Genomic DNA, 23,213 nt, shown 5'->3' on the forward strand with positions numbered 1-23,213 from the left:
CTATTGGTTTGATTTGAAATTAAGCGCCTAGAAAAAATATTCCAATTGCAGCGTAAAATGATCGTCTCTGCGTAAAGCATAAAGCGGGTCGCTGATTTCATCGCTCGAGAAGAAGTAACCATTAAACTCCAGGCGCCAGCGATCACTAAGCCGTGTTGATGCCTCAATAAAGGCTGAATAGCTCGACGATTCTTCCAGGTCTTGAACAAAGCCAAATAACATCTCAGAGCCTGCAAAATCGTTAAACTGCAATCTGGCGCCAAGCATTAAGTCGTTTTGTCCAAAAATAAGCGGATCTTCATCACGCTCATCGTATTGATGTTCCATCAGAACGCCCAAGTCATAACCTGAGCCCGCAAAATCAACAATGGTGCGTTCAAAGCCTGCTACATAAGCACTGAAGTTTTCATCCAGCGTGTTTCCATGGATGGCTTCAAGCTTAAATAGCCACGAGCCTGAAACGTACAAAGCGTCGATACTTGCCTGCTGTAAAAGATTATATTTAGGGCTTAGCACAAAATCGCCGGCTTCGTTTTGTCTAAGCAGTAGTTGCGGTAATCGAGACGTACCATCAAAATAAGCCAGTCCAAACTCTAAGCTGCCAAAGGATTGCTGCCAGCGAACAGCAAAATCAATATTGCTTTGCTCATCGTCCGATTCGTATAAAGGATTATCCACGTCCACCGGCAATATACCGCGTAAACGACCATCTTCTCCCGGAAAGGTCATTTCTCTGAAGTAAGGCAAAATGAAAAAGCTAATTGTGCCGGTATCTAAAAGATAGCGAATGTCTACCATGGGCTGGCCTAGCTTATCTTCTGCATCAATCGATTCGACAAAATCTGTCTGGTTGATGATGTCCACAAGATGCAAAGACTCGGTTTGCCCCCAAAATACTTTACCTATACCTGCTCGCACTTCCCAGTTATCAAAGTATTGAGCGTAAAGCGCTTCGCGAATGTCTACATGCGTGCGCTCTGAATCGCGCTGATCAGCTCGGGCAAAACCTTTAAAACTAAAATAGCCGCTATCCCCTACTGCGCTTTCAATCGTCGGCTCAAAAGCAAGTGAAGCCTGACTACTGGTTTGATTAAGGTAAGCGGGATCTTGCAAGAAGCTGCGTTGCTGCAGACTGGCACTACCTGAAAAGGCAAGCTCTGCTGACGCCTGAGAAGAAATCGCAAACGCTAAGAAAGAGAAGAAGTATTTTTTGCTAAGCATGTAAACCCTTGTTTAACAGTCAATAATTAAAAGCGCAATTGGCTGAAACCTAATTTGGCTCAGCCCCTATTTTCCCTGCGTTTATTTAGCTCGGCGGAGCGCGTTTTTATCCAAGTCCTTTTCATCCAGGCCTTGTTTAAATGCAATATCATCCACTATTAAGGTTGTGCTCTTTCCTGTTTGCACATTGTCCATATCCGAACGCATGGCCCGCCAGAACTTATCTTCATATAGTTCGTAATCGCTAAGTGTAAGAACTTTCAAAAGCGCGTCTTTACGGTCGTAGAACTCAATTTGATGCACACGATAATGCTCTTTGTCGACCCAAACGACTTGTTTGGTGTAACCAGAGTACTCGTCTTTTGGGATTTGCTCTACAACAAACATCTCGCGTCCATCTAGCACATCATCGCGCAAGTAGGCAAAGTCAAATTTTTCTACTTCAAAAGAAACCATGTCTTCAAAGGCAAATTCACTCCCCATAAATGGACCGGACTTATTTCGTGTCGCAATGCGTTTTACGCGCTTCACCGCTGGCAAAAAGATCCATTGTTCGTCAGGGCCTTCAATATGCGAAAAACTTAAAAAGGCAGTGCCCGCTACATCAAGCGGCTTATCAAAAATCGTCAAAGACTTGTCACCATCACCTTCAACTTCAAGCGTTTTTACACGTATCTCTCTTACAGATTCTCGCCCATCTTTGGCTCGCAGGATCATTTGCATGTCGGCAGCGGTATCTACCCAGCCTCGGTCACGCGCCTTCACTTCTTTTGCTATTTCCAGACCCTTCTCAGGATCTTTAGCGAAACTGCTGTGACTAAAAAGCAACATGCTTAGAATAAAACTAAATGCGAAGCGCCATTTTAATGACATAACTTTCCTCTATTTAATATTGTGACAACACGCTCTGGTATTGATGTGATTCAGGTGTTGCGAACTACTTTATTGCAAACTATCTATTGTGAACGAAGCAAACTACTTGCCAAGTGCGCGGCGCATTGGAGTTAAATGCGCACTCTAAGTTCAATTTTCCGCTTACCGTGCCACGCACTTTGAATTTGCCTTTCTTCTTTTGTACAGAATAAAGCCATCAAATTTTGTACAGAATAAAGCCATCAAAACGCTATCTGTTAAGCGTAGTTTGCACTGTATAAAAAATAAACGTTTATTATGCCATTTAAATTTTGACCTTGAGCAAATTTTGTGTTTTCATAGGTTTATTCAACTGGTCAGATGAGCGGATAAGTTACGATGAGTATTCGAACAAAGCTAAAAAAAGTTTTACCTCCTATTTCAATTACAGAGCAGGAAGCACTCGATGCGGGCGATGTCTGGATTGAATCATCCATTTATCAGGGTAAGCCTGACATGCATGCATTGCGTCAGTTGCCTCAAGCGACCTTGACCGCAGATGAACAAGCGTTCCTGGATGGTCCAGTGCAAACCCTACTCGAAATGATTGACGATTTTGAGCTACAAAATGCAACGCACATCCCAGAAGATGTTCTCGCGTTTTTAGGTAAAGAAAAATTCTTTTCAATGATCATTCCCAAGAAGTTTGGCGGTTTGGAATTTAGTCCTTATGCCAACTCAACGATTGTTGCCACAATCGCTGCTCGCAGTGGCGCGATTGCTGTGACCGTAATGGTTCCTAACAGCTTAGGCCCAGGTGAGCTACTTATGCACTACGGTACACAAGAGCAACAGAACTACTGGTTGCCACGTCTTGCGGTGGGTGATGACATTCCCTGTTTTGCACTTACCAGTCCAGAAGCAGGCTCTGACGCAGGCTCAATTCCTGATGCTGCCATTGTGACAAAAGGACAGTGGGAAGGCGAAGAAGTAGTTGGCTTGCGCGTATCGTGGGACAAGCGTTATATCACGCTTGCGCCAATTGCCACTGTTTTAGGTTTGGCATTTAAAGTATTTGACCCAGACCAGCTACTTGGTGACAAGCTCGAATTGGGCATAACCTGTGCGTTATTACCTAAATCTCACCCGGGCGTAGAGCTAGGCAATCGACACGACCCTATGGGCATGAAATTTTATAACGGTACGACTCGGGGTAAAGACGTATTTATTCCAATGGACTTTATTATTGGAGGCCAGAAAAACATCGGTAAAGGCTGGCAAATGTTAGTTAGCTGTTTGGGTGCCGGTCGCGGTATTTCATTGCCTGCGATGGGTGTTGCTACGGCGCAGTCTGCCTTTAAATCAACGGCTGAATATTCATTTGTTCGCGAGCAATTTGGTCTTCCGATTGGCCGCTTTGAAGGAATTCAGGAAAAGCTGGCGGATATTGCTGGCAAAACCTTTTTGCTAGAAGCCATGCGAGTACTAACCACAGAGGGCTTGGGCGAAGGAATTAAGCCATCTGTTGTAACAGCCATTGCCAAATACCACATGACAGAGTTAGGTCGTGATGTTATGAATTCAGCTATGGATGTTCAGGCGGGTAAAGCAATACAACGCGGACCGCAGAATACCTTGGCAAATGGTTATATGGCGCTTCCCATTGCGATTACGGTGGAAGGTGCAAATATTCTGACTCGCAATCTGATGATCTTTGGTCAAGGTGCAATGCGCTGCCATCCTTATTTGAAAGAAATGGTAGATCTAATTCACAGCAATGACTCAAGTGCAGATGCGCAGTTCAATTCTGTTTTAGGTAAAACCGTTAAATTCAGCGTTAAAAATGCATTTCGCAGTATGGCAAATAGTTACCTACCGTTTATGCGAAATAAAGAATCGGCTTTGCCAGAAGTGCGTCCTTACGAAAAACGTTTAAATGCACTTTCAGCAAAACTGGCTCCACTTGCGGATTTGTCACTATTGGTTCTCGGTGGTGACTTGAAAAAAGCGGAGCTTCTTTCAGCGCGTTTAGGTGATGTGATTTCTTATGTATATGCGTCAATGGCGGCCGTCCGTTTTTACGAGCAGCGTGTTGAAAACCGTCAGCAGGCTCTGCCATTTTTCAAATATGCGATGGAATGGTCACTTCAACAGGGTGAGCAAGCGATTGTCGATTTTGTTGCGAACTTCCCGAACGCGCCAACTCGCGTACTCATGCGCGTGCTTACCAATACTTACAGCACATCGGTAAGTGGCATTAGCGATGATTTGGTACGAGAGCTGTCCACTGCGGCACTTCAGGATTCAAGCATTAAACGGCAGTTGACGCATCTTGTGAAGCCAGTTGCTGGCGACGGAAACGATATTAATGAGCAAGCATTTAAAGCAAAACATGCTGTGCTTCCTTTATTATCAAAAGTACAAAAAGCACTTCGCAAAACGCCAGTGGTGCCATTTGTATCGTTTGAAAATGCGGTGAACAAGCTGTTTGAAGCGAACGAACTAACGCAAAGCGAACTGACAAGCTTGCTAGACTACAATGAGAAACGCAAGCTAGCGGTTCGAGTCGATGAATTCACCTTTGATATGGTGGACGTTAATACACTTAAAGACAGCGGCCTTGAAAATAGTAATAACAAGGCAGCCGATGCGGCATAAGCACCTGCTTTTGAGTAGGCGTAAAATAAAAATAGGGCACTTGAATTGGTGCCCTTTTTTATGGATGATCCAAAATTAAATCAGTATAAAAGGAAACTAGGTGGCGCAACTTTATTTTTATTACTCTGCAATGAATGCGGGTAAATCCACTTCGCTCTTACAATCAGCCTATAACTATAAAGAGCGGGGTATGAATGTTGCGCTATTCACCGTTTCATTTGACGACCGGTTTGGAACGGGCAAAATCGCCTCACGAATTGGATTGTCTTCACCTGCGCATTTGTTTTCAGAATCGACCCTATTGTATGAAGAAGTGAAAAGCCTGCACGCTAACACGCCACTTGGTTGTGTGTTTATTGATGAAGCCCAGTTTTTAACAAAGGCGCAAGTGATGCAATGTCTTAAGATTGTTGATGAACTTGATATTCCCGTACTCGCCTACGGCCTTAGAACCGACTTTAAAGCACAGACCTTTGAGGGTAGTCATTATTTGCTCGCCTGGGCAGACAAACTTTCTGAATTAAAAACCGTTTGTCACTGCGGGCGCAAAGCCAATTTTGTTGCACGACTTGATCAGCACGGCGACGTGATTCAAGACGGTGCGCAAATTGAGATTGGCGGCAACGAACGCTACGTTTCGCTTTGCCGCAAGCATTTTAGCGATAAAACAGGATTTAACGCGGCTTAGTTGTATTCAATTCAATATTGATGCAAGTTAGTTTTCATCTAAATAAGCTGCTTTAATCTCATCCCAGCGACCGCTTTCAATAATCTTAAGCATCGCTTCGTTGATATCACCTCGAAGGGCACTATCGGTTGGTAATCCAATCGCATAATCCTGCCTTTCAATCTCTCCGGGCAATATGTAGATTTCACCGTCAAACTCGGTTTTAGAGATGTACTGTAAGATAGGTTTATCGTGAACTACTGCGTCGATTTTCCCCTCTTCGAGCTGGCGTAAGGCATCAATAACACTATTGACTTGCTTGTGCTTAATGTTTAACGACGTTAGATACCGAGAGCTAGCTGAGTCACTTAAGCTAACGACATTAGCACCATAAAGGTCATCAATATCATTGATGTTAGTGCTCAGCTTACTAACGGTAAGGCTGGTGGCAATTGCAGCTGTAAAACTACTGATGATTATTATTGCGGCAAACATCCAAACCAAGCCTACAAGGCGCCCGCCCAGGGTTGTTGGTGCCTTGTCGCCATATCCCACGGTCGTCATTGTAACGGCGGCCCACCAAAAACTTGAGCCCAAACCCTCTACCGTGCTACCACCAAACTGTTCTTTATTATGCTTGCGTTCAAATAGCCACAATAGCATTCCAACCCCTAGCAATAACAAACACAGCGCCGACAGCGCTGCAAAAAATTCCCACGAAAAAAACCGCGATATAGCGCTTGTCCAGCTTTGCTCACTGGATTTTGCAGCAATCGCCAAACCGGTTGTATAAAAGGGATGAGTAAAATCAACCAAAGCTTCTCGTTCAGAAGTTACCGTAATTGCCGCAATAGACGCATCGTACTTATTGGTGCTAAGACCATTAATCAATGCAGGCAACTCATCTTTCTGAAATTGATAATTGATATTGAGTTCTTGGGCAATGTCTCGCCAAAGCTCGATTGAAATCCCTTCAAGGCTACCGTCATCTGTTTCTATCACAAAGGGCGGCGCGACTTTTGTTCCAATCAACAAGCTTTGCGACTCTTTTGGCGTTTGAGCAGACGTTTCAGACGTGTCGGTTGATTGCGCGTTGGTGGCGCTTGAGCATGCAAACGTTAAGCTGATGATTAGCAATAAAAACTGTTTCATACATTCCCTTAATACTGCGACTTAGAAAAAAATACTGCGTTAGTGATTTATTTATGATTTGTTTCAAGACAAGCAAAGTCTAAACCAAGGCGCTTTAAAACCCAAACCTTCGGAAAATGCGAGCTTGCTAGTTGATTGACTTGCGCCCTATTTCTAGCACTGTGAAATTCATTCCTGATCAAAGGCAGATTTTTCTCAATAAAGAATTATCACTGAAATTAATACCATGCTCACACATAAACTCATTTCTGAATTGATTAATAATGAACTAGTATTCATCTCATACAATTAATCCGTTAGTAACAAAAAGAGACCATTATGGATTTTGCTTACAACCAAACCACTCAAGACTACCTGGCAAGACTCAAAGCTTTTATGAAAGAGCATGTCGAGCCCATTGAATCCCAAGTCTATTCAGAAACGGAAGAGCTTAATCCAAGTGGAGACTGGCAGAATTGGCAAGTACACCCTGCCATTGAGCCCCTTAAACAAAAAGCGAAAGACGCCGGCCTGTGGAATTTATTTTTGCCCGATTCAGAACTTGCTCAAGGGCTTAGCTGCACAGAATATGCTCCGCTTGCTGAAGAAATGGGAAAAATTCTTTTCTCACCTGAGATATTTAACTGTAACGCTCCCGACACAGGCAATATGGAAGTGCTTTATCATTTTGGTAACGATGAGCAAAAAGCAACATGGCTTAGCCCTCTTTTAAACGGTGAAATTCGCTCAGTATTTGGCATGACCGAGCCTGATGTGGCCTCATCAGATGCAACGAATATGCAGGCAACCATTGAGCAGGACGGTGATGAACTTGTGCTTAATGGCAAAAAATGGTGGTCAACAGGATTAGGTCATCCCAATGCAAAAGTGATGATTTTTATGGGGCTTTCAAACCCTGAAAATGATAAGCACAACCAACATAGCATGGTTATTGTTCCCCTTGACGCAAAAGGACTTACGGTAAAACGCATGCTTACCGCTTACGGCGACTATGATGCACCGTTTGGGCATGGTGAAATGGAATTAACAAATGTGCGCGTGCCCTTATCAAATTTACTGGTTGGTATGGGCAAAGGCTTTGCAATTGCACAAGGTCGCTTAGGACCAGGCCGTATACACCACTGTATGCGAGCTATTGGCATGGCTGAAAAAGCGCTTAAGTTAGCCATAGAAAGGGGCGTATCTAGAGTGGCTTTCGGACGCCCTATTATTGAACTCGGCGGAAACAAAGAGCGTATCGCTAAGGCAAGGATGGCAATTGAACAGGCTCGATTATTAACCTTGCAGGCCGCATGGAAAATTGACAATTTGGGCGTTAAAAATGCGATGGTCGATATTTCAGCCATCAAGGTAGTGGTTCCAAACATGCTTCAAGACGTAGTCGACATGGCAGTGCAAATGCACGGCGGTGGCGGTATGTGTAATGACTTTCCGCTTGCTCGCTTAGCGGCTGGCGCTCGCTCATTGAGGTTAGCGGATGGACCTGATGAGGTACATATGGGTATGGTGTCTCGCTTGGAATTGAAAAAATATAAATAAACATAATAAGAGCACAGCACATGACAAATAAGCTTATTGACACGGCAGGCAAAGTTCGACCCGGAGAAGAGCTTGATATTGCGCCACTTCGCGCTTGGCTTGACGAAAATGTTGGCGACATCGAAGGCGATATGCGTGTTACTCAATATTCAGGCGGCGCATCAAATTGGACCTATTGCCTGGAGTTTGACAATTGTGCCATGATTTTACGGCGTCCGCCTAAAGGAACAAAAGCAAAAGGTGCTCACGACATGGGCCGCGAGTACCGTTTACAAAAAGCGCTCAAACCCGTCTACGATAAAGTGCCGAAAATGCTTGGATATACGGATGATGAGAGCATTCTTGGCGCTGAATTTTATGTTATGGAGAAACTTAGCGGGATTATTCCAAGAAAACATTTCCCCAGAGGACTTGAAATCTCGCCGCAACAAGCCAGAACGCTGTGTGAAGTTGCATTAGATGAATTAATTAAACTGCACAATGTTGATTATAAAGCAGCATCGCTTGACCACATCGGTAAAGGTGAAGGATATACCCAGCGACAAATATCCGGCTGGATCTCCCGCTACACCAAAGCAAAAACGTGGAATGTTCCTTCAGCTAAAAAAGTGATGCGATGGTTGGAAAATAATTTGCCTGCCAAGGAAACAATTTGCATTACCCACAATGATTATCGTTTTGATAATTTAGTGCTTGATAGCAAAGATATCAGCAATATTATTGGTGTGCTCGATTGGGAGCTTGCAACATTAGGCGACCCGCTGATGGATTTGGGCAATAGCTTAGCCTATTGGGTACAAGAGGATGATGATTTTATGGCGCGCAAAACGCAGCGCCAACCCACCAATATACCGGGAATGATGACGCGACAGGAAGTCATTGATTACTACTGCGAAAAACAAAATTTGGCAGCCGAAGATTTCGATTTTTATGAAGTCTATGGACTCTTTCGTTTAGCCGCGATTGTTCAACAAATTTACTATCGTTACCATCATAAGCAAACCCGTAACCCTGCTTACAAAAATTTGTGGATTTTTGTGCATTATTTACTGTATCGCTGTAAAAAGATTATTAAACGTTAGCGACGAAGTTACAGGCCCCTAAGCAACAAATTAAATAAATAAAAATAGAACAAAAACAATCAGAGGCTCCATGAGACAAAATATTTTAATCACTGGCGCAAGCAGCGGCCTTGGTAAAGGCATGGCAATCGAATTTGCCAAAAAAGGACGGAATCTGGCGCTTTGTGCTCGCCGAGTTGAAAGGCTTGAAAGCCTAAAACAAGAGCTTGAGAGCCTGAATCCCAATATCACTGTTTTGATAAAATCACTGGATGTGAATAATCACGACGATGTTTTTCGCGTATTCAGAGAGTTTACAGACGAACTGGGCACGCTAGATCGCGTGATTGTAAATGCCGGCATGGGTAAAGGCGCATCTATTGGTACTGGATATTTTAAAGCCAATAAAGAAACAGCTATTACAAACTTTGTTTCTGCGTTGGCGCAGTGCGAAGCAGCAGTAGAGATATTTCGTCAACAGAATGCCGGCCACCTGGTCACAATATCCTCAATCAGTGCAGTCAGAGGATTCAGGCGTGCGCTAAATGTTTACGCTGCAACGAAAACGGCACTGTCGTCACTAAGCGAAGGCTTGCGAATTGATTTGATGAATACACCTATTAAAGTTACCACAATCCACCCCGGCTTTATCCGAAGTGAGATAAACGAAAAGGTTGAGAAAGTGCCCTTTATGGTCGATACCGAAACAGGGTGCAAAGCGATTGTAAAGGCTATCGAAAAAGAAGGCGACAACGCTTACGTACCTGCATGGCCTTGGGCATTTCTGCAGTATGTACTTAAAATCGCGCCCTTGTCTTGGCTTAAAAAGATGAGCTAATAGTGCAAGCCACGATTTTTACTCAAGCCGTTTTACCCGCCGTACTTGCGCTGATTATGTTTGGCATGGGTTTATCTTTGGCGGTAAGCGATTTTACTCGCCTTTTCAAAATGCCAAAGCCGGTGTTAGTTGGTCTTTTCGGGCAGCTCATACTATTGCCGCTATTTGCATTTGCTTTGGCAGCCATATTCAATGCACCGGTAGAAATTGCGATTGGCTTAATGATTTTGGCAGCTTGCCCCGGTGGCACCACTTCAAACCTGATCAGTCATATTGCCAAAGCCAATTTGGCGCTTTCAGTTACGCTAACAGCAATAACCACCATGGTTTGTGTGTTCACTACACCCTTCTTAATCAAGTTCAGCATGGACTACTTTACGCTGGGGCAGGCAAAGACCTTTTCATTGCTTAACACATCTATTGGTCTCATTCTTATTTCAATAGTTCCTGTAGTGCTTGGGATGATAGTTCGCGCTCACTTTTCAAAAACGGCGAGGCGCGCCGAGCCTAAATTTAGAGCGCTTTCTACTATTTTTATGATTTTGCTAATTGGCATTATTAGTTATCAAGAGCGAAACATGCTGATAGTAGCCTTTCCGTCTGTTTTTATGTATGTGATGAGCCTGAACTTTGGTGCCACTTTGCTAGGTGTATTGCTTGCCAAAATCTGGCGACTTTCCGATAAAGACGGTGTAACGCTTGGCATCGAAATCGGCACACAAAACGCCACTTTGTCTATTCTCATTGCAGTTACGTTTATTCAGGAACCAGCCTATGCCATCGCAAGTGGCGTTTACGGCGTTGTAATGTATCTTGGCGCATTTTTGTTGGTCTTTGCAAAGCGTAAATCCCTGCAAACCACGGCAAATTGAATAAAGTCTTTTATTTGCATGAAGAATACTCAACTAAGTCCTTAGCGTTATGCGTGCCAGTAAGAAGACGAGCTTACGTGATTAAAAGTGTCCAAAGGCATGGATGCCTTTGGACACTTTTAATCACGTAAGCTCGTCTTCGTAATGGCGCACGACCTAACCGAGCTAATTGATTGGCTTGAAGCATTTTAAAATTTCGTGGTTTCAAACATTGGTATGTGATTAGATTACAGTTTTATTTCAAACTTGTTTGCACATAGCACTAATATTCAGCAAACTATCCATTAGATTTTAAAGTAACGCAGGTACTTACTATTCATGAAACGTGCTCTTCTTTGCTTGGCAGTGGGTGTGATGGGATTTTCCCAGGCATTAGCACAATTCGACGCCGATAAAATTGATGAAGTGGCCGAGCGTGCCATGGACGTTTTTAACACGCCCGGAATGAGCATTGCTATTGTTCACAAACAGGAGCTCATTTATTCAAAAGGTTTTGGGCAAGCAAATATTGAGCAGTCTACAAACGTAGAGCCAGAAACTTACTTCCGTCTTGCGTCAACATCTAAAGCCTTCACCGCAGCAGCACTTGCCATACTGGTAGATGAAGGCAAGCTTAAGTGGGATGACCTGGTGATTGATTATCTACCTGATTTTCGGCTGAAAGACAGTTACGCAACGGCGAATTTTACCATTGAAGATTTATTGACTCATAAAAGCGGGCTGGTTAGCGGAGCAGGTGACAGCATGATCTGGCCAGAACCAAGCGGTTTTTCTCGCGACGAAGTTGTACACAACCTTAAGTATTTGACGCCAGATTACGATTTTCGGGAGCAGTATGCCTATAGTAACGTAATGTATATCACAGCTGGCGAAGTGGTTGAGGCTGTCACGCAGCAGCGCTTTGAAGATTTTGTTGATCAGCGCATCTTCAAAGCGCTACAGATGAATTGCTTTGCCGGAGACATGCCTAAAAAGGCGCTAGAGCAAAGCGCAATGGCTTATGGCTATAATGATGAGCGGGGAATTTATCCTATTCCCCGCAACGCGATTGATGGCAAGCCCCTTATGTCGGCAGCCGCTGGCGGAATGGTATGCAATGCGTCAGATATGGCTAAATGGCTGAATGCGCTTCTCACTGTAGACCCTCTACCCTTTTCAAAAACACAACTGAATAAAATGTGGCAAGCCCATACCATTTTGAGCGTATCTGATACCGACACCGAGTGGGACGGCACTCATTTTAGAACTTACGGTCTTGGCTGGCGACTGGCAAACTACGGGCCCTATAAACATATCTCTCATACCGGCACACTTTCAGGCTATCAAGCTTACGTTGCCCTTATTCCTGAACTTGAGTTAGGCGCTGTTGTTCTGAATAATGGCTCTAATTATGGTGCGCGAGGCGCTGTGATGCAGTCGATATTAAAAATGTTTGTTGATATAGACAAAGAGCAAGCGGACTGGATAAAAGCCTATCAAGATTATCAGGATGAGCGCGAGCAAGCGTATCTCGCAAGGCTTGAGACGCCCAAAGCCCTGGCCAAGCCCAGTATTGATGAACAAAGCATTATTGGTGAATACAAAGATGCCTGGTATGGCTCACTTATTATTAGTAAATCAAGTAGCGCATCGGACGACGGTGCCCTTCGAATTCATTCTACCCGCATGAAGTCACTTACTGGCAAGTTAAGGCCCTTTCAGGATACAAGCTTTAAAATAGTATGGGATAACCAAAATGCAGCAAATGATGCCTTCATGCATTTTGATTTGGATGTTAAACGAAATATCATCGGGGCCAAGCTTCATCCCTTCAGCGTAAATATGTCAAGCCGGCATGAATGGCGAGATATGTATTTTCAACGAGTAGAGTAGATCAAAAGGTGCAGATCGGAAAAGCCATTTACCAAATCGCGACTTTGAAGCCTACTTCTCAGTTGCCTTCGTTCGCATGTTTATTGCTCCTTGGCTTTTTCATATCGGCTTGCTCGGATAGCAAGCAAGATATCGCTAGTATACAAGCCGAGGAAGCAGATACCGCGAAAAATACTAATATTATCAACAGTGAACGCTTTTTCACCCCCCCTAAATTGCGAGATATTCCCTTGCCTGAAGATTTGAACAACACGGCTGTATGGAACGGTGTAGGAATAAATGATGAAGGCGAGGTTTACCTTGGTTTATCAAGCATACAGGCAGTTGATAATACGGCATTTGTGATCTCAATCGACCCTAAAACGCAACAAATAAAGCGCCATTCAGATGCCGTAAGTCAATTGAAACAAGAAGGGGTTTACGAAACAGGCTTATCTCAAAAGCGTTTGCAAACTGATTTTATTGCCGACGATGACGGTTTTATTTATTTTGCGACTCATGACCGTATGGGAATGGATAAGTCAAATCTTTCTCAAAGTGGAAGTTATTTATGGCGCATGCATAAAGGCGATGATAATTGGGAACTGCTGCTTAAAACGGAAGAAAGTATCATTGCAATCAAAAAACATAAGCAGTTTATCTTTGCCTTAAGCTTTTGGGACCATGTGTTGTATAAATACGACACGGTTTCCCAGCTTTCAAGCGCCATAAAAATCGGCTCCTTTCCTCGTCATTTTTCTCGAAAGTTTATCATTGATAAACGCGGACACATTTTTGTACCGCGTGTTGAAAAGGACATCGAAGATCAGCTCAGCGTTGTGTTAGTAGAGTTAAATACCGATTTAGCCATTTTGGATATTCACCCAATGCCTGACTATTGGAATGCAAATGGATTAGGAAATCACGGTATTGTTGCCTCAACCGAAACCCTTGAGGGCGTTACTTATTTTACCGTGGCAAGTGGCGGTTTGTATAAGCTAGAAGAATCGGTATCCGGGCGCTCAAAACTTGACTACTTGGGTAAGTTTGAGCCTCAACTTCCCGAAAGCTATATCAGTTTGGTGATTGCCCCTGAGCAGGTTCCGATTTTAGTTGGCTTTGGCAAAACAAAACGCGAGTCAGACTATTACTGGTTTATCAGAGAGCTAAGTACCAACATTGTCGTCAACTATCCGGCGACCGAGTTTGACGGTCGCTTTTTACTGTATGGAGCCAACCATAAACGAGATAAAAGTCAGATATATATTGTAGGCGAGCAGTTGTTAGAAGACGGCATCAGCAAACCTGTATTGTATAAGGCCGAGCACTAAGCGTTTATTTGAAGAAGTGCGTCATCGTAGCGAAGGCCTGATACTGTTCGTTTAAGCATACTTCACTTTTTAAGAGGAGTATTTTCGCATCACATAAATTTCTTTCCCCTCGGCTAGTCAAAACTTTATGGCGTGATGAACTACTAGCAATCTTTGCAACTGTCATCATGTTGTCGCCGAAAAAAAGCAACCATCACTGACGACAAAGTAGTCGGAACGGGGAAGGGAAAGAAATGGTAGATTTGATCCTGAAAAAAGTAAAAAATTGGCTTAACTTATTCAGTAAAGGCGACTACTGTATTAATAAACTACGATGCCTTGAGTGTAAAGAGTGAGCGCTACTCTTAGCTCCGAGTAACACTCATTTGTCGTTTAGGGAGAGATAAATCGCTCTAAAATCGCCCGTTTTACAGTGACTTTTCCAAGTATATTATATCGCCTACGTCGTCTTCATGCGGACCTACATCAAATGAGCAAGCAAGAGTAGGACATTCGTTTCGAATCTTCACTGAACAGTATAAATACCAGGCAATATTTGTACCTGAATCCCAAAAAATCTCAGTATTTGAAAAACTACCAGAGGCAATATCTTGTTTGCGATACAAAATATCCCCGGTATTATCATCAGTCCATGCGTAATAAAGAGCATCGCTAGTTTTTGCGATGGTCGCTACAGTACCTTCGTTGCGAACTATTTCCGGATTTTGCAACACATCTTGAGAGGTTAAAGGCACATTATCGCCGGCTTTATTATCAGTAATGTTGACTTGTATTAGTTGATCATTTCTGTCGGCATAAGCGATGCTAATAATTTTCTCGCCATTTAACTCGTAGGCTTGAGGGTGGATGTGAGGCACGCGTACTTTGCTAGTATTATTATTGTCTAAACGAACACTGTCTGAGCGATTTCCATTTTCGAATATGGTCTTCATCATTAGACGATCTGTGTCCTCATCTTTGTAAAAAACGTAAACTGTATTGCCGACAGACAGCGCGCGTGGGCCAGTCCATGATTTATCTGAGCCATCAAGACGTTTTTCAGAGCTGTAATCGTTTTCTCCTATGCGTCTTTTGTAAGCAATTTGCTGTTTATCATTTTCAACAAACGAATAGAAAATCCAAAAATCGCCATTCTCTAATTTTGCAAGGCTGGAATACTGTACGCTCGACTTAGCATAGTCATCAGCGACCTCTTCCTCTTGGTTCCATTTGTCTTTCTCTGAGTTAGCAGCGCTCATATTGAACGATACAAACCAAGTCCGCTTGCCAGTGTTGATTGAATAATAGATAGTCGTGCCATCAGTAGTCTGATAGACGCCTTCTAAGTCTCTAATATCAGGTCGATTGCTTTTATCGACTTCATTCCATGACTTACCATTATTAGTTGATTTCATCATCCGCGGGTTGTTGCCATCGCTTTTAGTGCTTTCCGTTAAGCGATAAAGGTTACCATTGGCGTCTGTTACAACAGGGAGGTGTGAAATAGATTCAGGTTCAACACCGTCAATACTGCCGGTGATGTTTTCAATGTCGTTGCATGCTAAAGGCGGCTCTGGAACAGGCTCAGGCTCAACTTCGCCATTTGCCGAATAAGTTATCACGAGTTTAGGCGCATCTGTAGAAGAGCCGTCGTACGATTCAGCGGTGCGAGTGCCATTGCCAGAAATAAACAAAGCCATTGCATTACCGCTCTGCCAATCGCCACGATTTACTACCGTTTGAATAAGTGAACTAAGGTCTCGGGTACGCTGACTGCTTGAAGACTGGCCTATATTTTTCCAATCGATGGGCCACCATCCAACGTCCAACGTATGCATTGACTTTGTCTCGATCTGACAAAAGACTAGCACTTGAAAAAGGTAGTGCATCGCTTGAATCTTCGATTTCAACATTCAACGAAGCGCTGCCGGTTGATACTTCATCTATCGTAAACTGAATATAAGCGTTCTCTATCAATGCGTTGCGCGGGACCTTCACATTTTTAAATCTTAAACCAATCGTTTGCTGTGAGTTGCCCTCAAAGGAGAGTTCTAAATCACTGCTGGTAAAATCTAACGTTCCATTACTTTCTTCTACGTCATCAGATGAAGATGTGATAGCTACGCTGATTGTTGTCGTCTCTAGTGCAAAACTGTACAAAGACATTATATAAATCAATACGGCTGCGCTCAGCCGCACTCTCAAAGAGAAATTTAATTTTGTTTTCATGGGAGTAATTGTTTCCGGTTATTATAAAAATGATTAAGGTATTTAAGCTCATCAGATTAGCTTTAACATGCAAAAATGCACCTCTACTCAAAAACCGACGCACTAAACAAGAGCCTTATAGAGTGCCAACTACGCAATTTTTGACACGGATACTCTAAAGAACAGTTTTGCTTATTTCAATTGACGCAAATCGGAGACAGAATCGCAAACATTCGGTTTTTTTAATTGAGCATGGGTGACTTACAATTAATATTGTGACTTTGAAAGATCACTTCGTAAGGTTAGAGGGAGTCCATTCATTTCAAGATTTTCGGCAATAACTTTATCGAGCATTTTTATCGCGGGCTTCAAAAATTTCTGTCATATAAGTGGCTTACCCCTAAGTAAACCAGTAAGCGGTAAGCACTTCTCTGCAGGCTTCCAAACCCCATTAATTATTTCTCTTGCAAAATGTGAAACGCCTATTATGGCAAGTTCGATTGCATGAGTACGATTGCATGAGTACGATTGCGAACCCACGCAGTAATTCGGACTTGAGGAAATGTAGCTGCGTCGCATCCCTATAATAAAATCTGTTGCCAAATTCACGCACAAACTCAATGTTAAGCGTCCTTGACAAACGTTACGCCTAAAAAATTGCTACTGAAGACAACAACGCCATCATTAATTCCTTTTTTTGCTTTGTACGAATGTTTAAGCTTGTACGAAGCGCCTAGCTTATTTGATTTTTAGGAAATAATCACTGCTTGCTTTTCCTGCGCCCCACACAATGTTTGCCATTAACATCAAACCCCAAATATAGTGCAGATATAACGCAGCAACGGGAATATCTTCTAAGCTTATTACGGCAACATAGTTGACTATAAATAATCCAATGGCGGCTTTTCGCGTAAATAAACCCAAGGCAAGCAAAATCGGTAAGATAATCTCTCCTGCAGTAGCAAGGTAAGCAGCTGTTTGGAAGTCCAGCAATGGCACTGCATATTCATATTCGAACAAAAGCAAGGTATTTTCCCAGTCATTGAGCTTGGTTAAACCCGATTTAAAAAAGACCCATGCTACATAAAGCCTGCTTGCCAATAATGCGGGTATATCTAAGTGACCTAAAAGGCCGAAGATACGATTATACGTACCGATGAGCGTATTCATAAACAATTCCGATGTTAGTGCGCCTAGCGCAAATTTAGTCTAAGCGGCGCAAGCCATAAATGCGCTGTTGCGATATTTGCTCACCTAACCATGTTTCAAAGCCTCGCGATGCATATTCGTTCACGTCATCGTTAGTTGAATCATCGCTAGTAAAGTCATCAGCAAATAAGGCAAAAGTCTCGGCAATGCTTTTTCCCTTTATAAGTAAGCGATACGTTTGCAGCTCGAGTTCATTGAGCTGATGCATTTCGGTTTTATAGTCGGGGCGCCACAGCAAAATAGACCGAGGTACATCGGATTTAATTGCGTCGTGCATCAATTTATTTAAATTACCCATAAAAACGTCTCGACGCTCGCCGGGCTGCTGCAAGCGCTCATCGTGAGCAAGATGATGTAATTCAATAACAGGAAAATAAAATGCTTTAATACTCAAGCCAGGAGCCGCTTTAAAAGCTATTTCGTCCGGAGGCACTGACTGCAATAAATTAAAAGAATCTGCATCAAAGCTAAGATCCTGAACTCTTGCAATCTGGTGAATATGCCAGTCCATCTCTGCGACTTCTGCCAAATAAGGTGTTTGGGCTAAATTGGCATGGGACATCATAAACGAAGGAAAAGCCTCACCATAATCCGCCCAATCAAATTCAGTCTTGGGGTAAGCGTTTAAAAACTCTTTTGACAGCGCGCGAAAGTTACTCTCATCCATTAGCTTAAAAACGGATGTAAATGTGATAGAAAGCGCCCTTATCCCATTTTCAAAATAGTTGTTTCGATAAACATCTAGACCATCAGTCATGCCAGATAATCGCGCTTCAGGACTGCCTAACGCTTGCGTTTTCGAGCGGATTTCAGTGGGGGTTTTCGCTGGCTTTGCAGAAACAGGACGAAAGATAGCGCGAATGAGCTGCTCTTGGTAGTTCATAATAAGCGCCTATTCTCCGCCTCTTTTGTAAATAACGACCTTAGCTGCATTACAAAGCATTGCAACACTGCCTTGCTATTCTGGCTTGCTCTGTCAGAACTGACCAAGGAGGAAGGTTTGAGTCCCATTCAATAAGGGTAGCTACGTTTCCAAAATGCTGTAAAGCGCGCTTATATAAGTCCCAACACTGCTGAGAAACCGCCTGACCATGATCATCTACGATAAATCCGGATACCTGTTGCTCGCTAAAGCCTGCCAAGTGAATTTCACCTACCAGCGAGGGTGGCAGTTGCGTTAAACGCTCACTGAGTGCGTTTAACAAATCATCTTGCGACAGTCTTGATTTAGAATTCGTTTCGTGCGCATTTTGATTAAGCGCATTGACGATGAGGTTATTTAAATCCAACAAGAGTTTGCATCCATTTTGCTCACACATATTTATTAAAAACTCAAACTCCGTCATGGTATCTTTTGCAGATGCGTCGAGCGCATTTGCTGAAACATAAGCTGAGAGGTTTTCAATAAGAATGGGCCGTTTTATAGCGTCTTGTACCTGTAGAATATTTGCGCCAATTTGTGCCAGAGACTTTTTATTATAAGCGATAGGCAGTAAATCGCCTGAATGTAAAACTTGACCTTCTACTTTCGCACGATTAAAACATAAGTGCTCTGAAACCAGCATCGGCTCGCTTGTATTCACCAAATCAGCGAATGCGTTTAAAACCTTCTCTGGCACATCAACTTCAGAACCTAAACCAAGCGATGTGCCATGAATACTCAACGGATAACGCTCTCGCACATCATTTAATAAAGCGCGTGTGATGCCACCTTTTGCGAAAAAATTTTCGGCATGCACTTCCACAAAGTCTATCGGCAGCTGCTTATTGTCATGCTCAAGTGCATCCTGATAATGTAAATGACGAAGCCCGACACCTATCATGGCATCGGGCTTACGTGTATTCATTGAATTACTCAAAATTTGGGCTAGCTGTTCTTTTTAGCCTGCATTTTTTCATAAATCTCTTTCGCTTCTTCGCGGCTGTAACCACCTAAATCTTTACAAGTGCCGGCTGGAACCAAGCGCCATTCGCCAATGTCGTTATCAACACTAGACTGCCCCGCACAACTATGCGTGCCTGCCAAATTCCCGCAATCATTTTGACCAGCTGGGGATATGCCGTAGCATTTTTCTTTCTTTTTACTTTGTGCTTGCACAGCGTCAGCAACGCCAATACTCATTACGGTAGCAAGTGCAGCAGCAACAGCGATATTTGATTTCATAACCTTTCCTCGTGTAGTTTAGTGCCCAATTACCTTGGGTTACCTAAGTAAACCGGTGTAAGAACTAAAAACTTTCACCAATTTTAAAATTTTAACGTTTATAGCTCAGAAACTGACTTATTCTCAATGTCTAACCAAATTGAATCACCGCTTTCAATGTTACCAAGACGATCTTTATCCCACACGCGCTGAGCACCGGCGTTTAAGTTCAAGTATAGCTTATCATCAACAATCGCAAATGCTGTAGGATCAATATCGTATTTTTTCTCTTGCGTCACACCAAATGCACAATAACCGCCATATTGCGGAGCGTATTTTGCAGGTGTGCCTTTAAATAATGCCTGATTTTCAGCACTGGAAAAGTAATAAAGTGCGCCGTTATACTCTGCGCTAAATTGTTGTACACCTTGCACTGGCTGGTTTTGAGTAAAATATGCGACTGGATCGTAGCCTTTAATAGCGACGCGATTTTCGTCAACATTTACCGATGAAATCGACGATTCAGCTTGTGTGGGAATAATCCCACATGAAGAAAGCACAAATGCCGAACAAATGAAAATGAGCGTACGCAAGTTTGAGGGTATCTTTATCGACGATATGGTTTTAAATAGCGTGAGTTTCGAAACTGTAAATTTTGACCAAATTGGTTTTGGTTGGGTTGATATAAGCAACATAAAAGCTCCATTTGAAAATTTATTGTCCAATAGCAGACCTGAGCAAAAGGCATTTGCTTTCAAACATTTTAAATATCATTAAAAATTTACAAGCAGATTATGTTGTGCGTTTAGTTACTTAATTTTACCTAGAGCGTGTTTACTAAGCTACATGCTTTGATGTTTATCACGCGTTTTGTATCGAGGAGATAAAATATCTTTCGCATTCGCCTCTATTTGCATATCGCGCTTGCAGTTTGCCAACACTTTGCTAGAAACGCGAATGTGCAAAATCGACGTTAGGCTTAAGCTCGCTACAAGCACATAAAACAACATGATAAAGACCGTTTTAACCGTCTCTGGCGCTAAGAGCGAATCACGATCTGGGCTCAATAAAAACTGTAAGGGTGAAAACAGGCGGTTATATTTAAGTAAATAATCAACAAAACCGAGTTGCACAAACTCATAAGCTAATGGGCCAGCAACAATCAGGTAAATCAGGCCTAAAATAGTGTTTTTTAAATTCTTACTGCTTAACCATGCATAAATGCGCAAGCCAAGGTGAGAAAGCATGATGAAAAAGAGAACAAATCCCAGCATGCTAAAGCTATAGCCGCCCATTTCAAATAACTCAGTCAGGTTATCTGTTCCAGCTTGCACAACCACTACAAAAAACGAAAAAGGCAGTACGATAAACAAAAAGCTTACCCAAAAGGCAGCCGCGCGGTATGCATTTGGTAATTCGCCTCGCGTTGATTGGCTTTGCAATGGAGTTTTAGTGGGCATCTTTTTCTGTATGCGATTTCTTTGTATTAAATTGTGCGCAAGCATTGCGACATAGAGCATGCAAATGGGTAGCAGTAAGCCTACCAATCGATAAAGTAATTCAATAAAGTTTGGCAAATGTTTCCATACGGGCGAACCCACAATATCGAAAATGGCTTCTTTAGGGAAAACCAAGAGCATTCCCATGCTAACTAAGAAGGTAAAAAGCGGTCCAAAAAGCAGAACAAAATGACTCCACGATGAAAATTTATGGCGATATTGCAGCATAACAATCACAGGTGAAAACAGCGCGAAACAAATAAATAGCGCAATAATAAAAACAGACACCGGCAAAGAATAAAGCTCTAACAACTCTTTCACGTTGTAGGGCGTAAAGGGCAATTTGTATAACACTATCAAAAAGATATAAAGCACAAAAAATATAGGTAAGACCAATGTAAAGTAGGCGCTTAATCGCCCCTTTGCACCTTTTTGCTCTTCTTTTCGCTCTTCAGTAGGCTGCACTTGTTTGCCTTTATGATAGCGATAAATCATGTAGCCTAAAAATAAGCCTAAAAAGTTTAATACGGTGTCGGAAATAGATGCCACTTTAGACGCAATTAAGGTTTGCACAAATTCCTGAAAGAAAACAGCCAGCACAACAAAAACGGCCAGCACGTTAGCAATCTTGGGCTCACGTAGATGTTGACGCCAGTAAGCGATTAACATGCCTAGCGGGATCATCACAGCGATTTTACGAATGATATTGCTAATGGCCACATAAGGTTGATCTTTCCAGTACACCTCAAAAGGCGTAGAAAAGTAATTACCAAGACTTGTCGCAAATTGCTTCCTACCCACAATGTCCATGGGGAAGGTCGCAAATCCCAAAAGCATTAAATAATAAATCAGCGCTGCTGCAATGACATAAGACATTTTGCTTGAGCTTTGGTCAGCAGATTGCGTATGGATAGCGTGCCGCGTAAAGAGCTTTTTCGCCAGTACCACGGCAATAATTGCAACAATCACATCTGTGATATCAGTGTAGCGACTTAATACCGTCAGTTGCAAAATCTCAAGCACTATAGCGATGCTTACCACTATTGTGGCAACTTTTTGAAAATGATACTTGCCCGATTTTAAAAAGCACCAGGTAATGCCAAGCCAGATAAGCGTATCAACAGCAATGCTCAATAATCCCTGAAAAGGATTTTGTACCACGCTTAAAAATGGAATGGTCGAAATTTTACCCTCTGACCATTTGTTCGCAATTTCAGTAAAACTCATGCTTAAATCAAAAGGCATTAAGTTATAGAAAATGAACACCAGCAGAATGAGCGTGGCATAGACTTCCCATTTATCGGCGGGTTTAGTGCTTGAAAATTTACACAACAATGCATGCGCGCGCTTTCTAAGCATAAAAAATATGACAAAAGCCAGACACATGCCAAGCACTTGTGAATAGACATCTTTGAAAGAACTTATTCGTCCATCAAAGAAAACCTGGGCAAATTCAATTGCAACAGACACGCAGGCAATGGCAAACATGGCGCTAAGCGCATAAATCACACTTCTTAATCCAAATTTTTGCCGACTGTTGACCAGCAGCAAACAAGTATAGGCGGGGATCATTAAAAGAAAGTTGGTAAACCAGTCAGCGCGATTGGTCGCGGTAATGGCGATTGTGTCTTTATCTACCTCGGCAAATCGCTCTAAACCTTCAATAAGACTAATGCCGTTAAAATTAAATGGCACTAAACTGCCGTATATCACGAATAGCAGGCATCCGAAACAACACCACAATATGCGATTTCTAACCGTGGTAGAAATATATTCTTGAGTCACTGAGTGTTCATCCCTGTTCAATCCTTAGAAAATATCAGCCCAGACTAAGCGCTCTGGGTTTGTGTTTGCCGGTTTTGCCTTTTTTTGCGAATAAGCTGCTATCAAGGTGCTTATAGCCTGAGAAAACCCGTAGCATGATCACACAATCATCAGTATAACGCATTGTCTTTTTGTGTAAATTCTAGTCACTCTATAAGGGCGTGTCCTAATTTACACCCTGAAAACTATTTAGCCTCAACTTGGGATAAGCGATAGTGCAAAAAGTTGTTTCAACTACATATTTATTAAGTTGTCACCAAATGGTGATAAAAACGTGAAGTGCAAGGCGCGAAAGTGACGTAATAGTCA

At 42.6% G+C, this 23,213-nt stretch carries 19 protein-coding genes; 8 read left to right on the plus strand and 11 right to left on the minus strand.

Translation table 11 applies throughout. The annotated features are described in order from the left end of the window. Nucleotides 1-27: 27 nt before the first annotated feature. Together D6V41_RS11970 and D6V41_RS11975 are read right to left on the minus strand one after the other, a co-directional pair. On the minus strand, nt 28-1,221 hold the full coding sequence (locus tag D6V41_RS11970) for a hypothetical protein (protein ID WP_136251757.1): 1,194 nt from the start codon (nt 1,219-1,221) through the stop codon (nt 28-30). Nucleotides 1,222-1,302: 81 nt separating this feature from the next. Continuing rightward, a complete protein-coding gene (locus tag D6V41_RS11975; RefSeq protein ID WP_136251758.1) occupies nt 1,303-2,094 on the minus strand; it encodes an outer membrane lipoprotein-sorting protein in 792 nt (263 codons plus the stop codon). Between the two features lie 378 nt (nt 2,095-2,472). Here D6V41_RS11975 and D6V41_RS11980 point away from each other — a divergent pair, with 378 nt between their 5' ends. Both D6V41_RS11980 and D6V41_RS11985 read left to right on the plus strand, forming a co-directional pair. Then, nucleotides 2,473-4,731, plus strand: a complete 2,259-nt coding sequence (locus D6V41_RS11980; RefSeq protein ID WP_136251759.1) for an acyl-CoA dehydrogenase — start codon at nt 2,473-2,475, stop codon at nt 4,729-4,731. 100 nt (nt 4,732-4,831) lie between these two features. Beyond that, complete coding sequence (locus D6V41_RS11985) at nt 4,832-5,419, plus strand: thymidine kinase (protein ID WP_136251760.1); 588 nt, start codon at nt 4,832-4,834, stop codon at nt 5,417-5,419. A 27-nt stretch (nt 5,420-5,446) separates the two neighbouring features. Here D6V41_RS11985 and D6V41_RS11990 read toward each other — a convergent pair whose 3' ends face one another. Further along, nucleotides 5,447-6,550, minus strand: coding sequence for a transporter substrate-binding domain-containing protein (locus D6V41_RS11990; RefSeq protein WP_136251761.1), 1,104 nt, complete (start codon nt 6,548-6,550; stop codon nt 5,447-5,449). A 318-nt stretch (nt 6,551-6,868) separates the two neighbouring features. Here D6V41_RS11990 and D6V41_RS11995 point away from each other — a divergent pair, with 318 nt between their 5' ends. From D6V41_RS11995 to D6V41_RS12020, 6 genes are all read left to right on the plus strand, one after another. Next, complete coding sequence (locus D6V41_RS11995) at nt 6,869-8,089, plus strand: acyl-CoA dehydrogenase family protein (RefSeq protein ID WP_136251762.1); 1,221 nt, start codon at nt 6,869-6,871, stop codon at nt 8,087-8,089. 20 nt (nt 8,090-8,109) lie between these two features. Next, a complete protein-coding gene (locus D6V41_RS12000) occupies nt 8,110-9,171 on the plus strand; it encodes a phosphotransferase family protein (RefSeq protein WP_136251763.1) in 1,062 nt (353 codons plus the stop codon). A 70-nt stretch (nt 9,172-9,241) separates the two neighbouring features. Continuing rightward, nucleotides 9,242-9,988 carry an SDR family oxidoreductase gene (locus D6V41_RS12005; RefSeq protein WP_136251764.1) on the plus strand — a complete coding sequence of 249 codons (747 nt, stop codon included), beginning with the start codon at nt 9,242-9,244 and terminating at the stop codon, nt 9,986-9,988. A 2-nt stretch (nt 9,989-9,990) separates the two neighbouring features. Beyond that, on the plus strand, nt 9,991-10,860 hold the full coding sequence (locus D6V41_RS12010) for a bile acid:sodium symporter family protein (RefSeq protein ID WP_136251765.1): 870 nt from the start codon (nt 9,991-9,993) through the stop codon (nt 10,858-10,860). 318 nt (nt 10,861-11,178) lie between these two features. Continuing rightward, nucleotides 11,179-12,732 carry a serine hydrolase gene (locus D6V41_RS12015; RefSeq protein ID WP_136251766.1) on the plus strand — a complete coding sequence of 518 codons (1,554 nt, stop codon included), beginning with the start codon at nt 11,179-11,181 and terminating at the stop codon, nt 12,730-12,732. Nucleotides 12,733-12,740: 8 nt separating this feature from the next. Further along, nucleotides 12,741-14,042: a hypothetical protein gene (locus D6V41_RS12020; RefSeq protein WP_136251767.1), complete on the plus strand. Its 1,302-nt coding sequence runs from the start codon at nt 12,741-12,743 to the stop codon at nt 14,040-14,042. A 407-nt stretch (nt 14,043-14,449) separates the two neighbouring features. Here the strand turns inward: D6V41_RS12020 and D6V41_RS12025 are convergent, their stop codons facing one another. The 8 genes from D6V41_RS12025 to D6V41_RS12060 all read right to left on the minus strand — a co-directional run bounded on the left by D6V41_RS12025 (nt 14,450) and on the right by D6V41_RS12060 (nt 22,775). Beyond that, nucleotides 14,450-15,859: a hypothetical protein gene (locus D6V41_RS12025; RefSeq protein ID WP_136251768.1), complete on the minus strand. Its 1,410-nt coding sequence runs from the start codon at nt 15,857-15,859 to the stop codon at nt 14,450-14,452. Next, the gene (locus D6V41_RS12030; protein WP_136251769.1) at nt 15,774-16,187 is read right to left on the minus strand and encodes a hypothetical protein; all 414 of its coding nucleotides are present in this window, start codon (nt 16,185-16,187) and stop codon (nt 15,774-15,776) included. The genes D6V41_RS12025 and D6V41_RS12030 overlap by 86 nt, the downstream gene beginning before the upstream one ends. 780 nt (nt 16,188-16,967) lie before the next feature. After that, entirely contained in the window at nt 16,968-17,399 is a 432-nt protein-coding gene (locus D6V41_RS12035) for a DoxX family protein (RefSeq protein ID WP_136251770.1), read from the minus strand. Nucleotides 17,400-17,433: 34 nt separating this feature from the next. After that, nucleotides 17,434-18,321, minus strand: a complete 888-nt coding sequence (locus tag D6V41_RS12040) for an HvfC/BufC N-terminal domain-containing protein (RefSeq protein WP_136251771.1) — start codon at nt 18,319-18,321, stop codon at nt 17,434-17,436. Nucleotides 18,322-18,370: 49 nt separating this feature from the next. Further along, nucleotides 18,371-19,285: an MbnB/TglH/ChrH family RiPP precursor modification enzyme gene (locus tag D6V41_RS12045; protein WP_136251772.1), complete on the minus strand. Its 915-nt coding sequence runs from the start codon at nt 19,283-19,285 to the stop codon at nt 18,371-18,373. 20 nt (nt 19,286-19,305) lie between these two features. Beyond that, a complete protein-coding gene (locus tag D6V41_RS12050) occupies nt 19,306-19,602 on the minus strand; it encodes a BufA1 family periplasmic bufferin-type metallophore (RefSeq protein WP_136251773.1) in 297 nt (98 codons plus the stop codon). A gap of 98 nt (nt 19,603-19,700) precedes the next feature. Further along, nucleotides 19,701-20,276, minus strand: a complete 576-nt coding sequence (locus D6V41_RS12055) for a YHS domain-containing (seleno)protein (RefSeq protein WP_136251774.1) — start codon at nt 20,274-20,276, stop codon at nt 19,701-19,703. Between the two features lie 147 nt (nt 20,277-20,423). Continuing rightward, nucleotides 20,424-22,775, minus strand: coding sequence for a VanZ family protein (locus D6V41_RS12060; RefSeq protein ID WP_168711020.1), 2,352 nt, complete (start codon nt 22,773-22,775; stop codon nt 20,424-20,426). Nucleotides 22,776-23,213: the final 438 nt, after the last annotated feature.

The organism is Ningiella ruwaisensis, assembly GCF_004798935.1.
GTDB classification, from domain to species: domain Bacteria; phylum Pseudomonadota; class Gammaproteobacteria; order Enterobacterales; family Alteromonadaceae; genus Glaciecola; species Glaciecola ruwaisensis.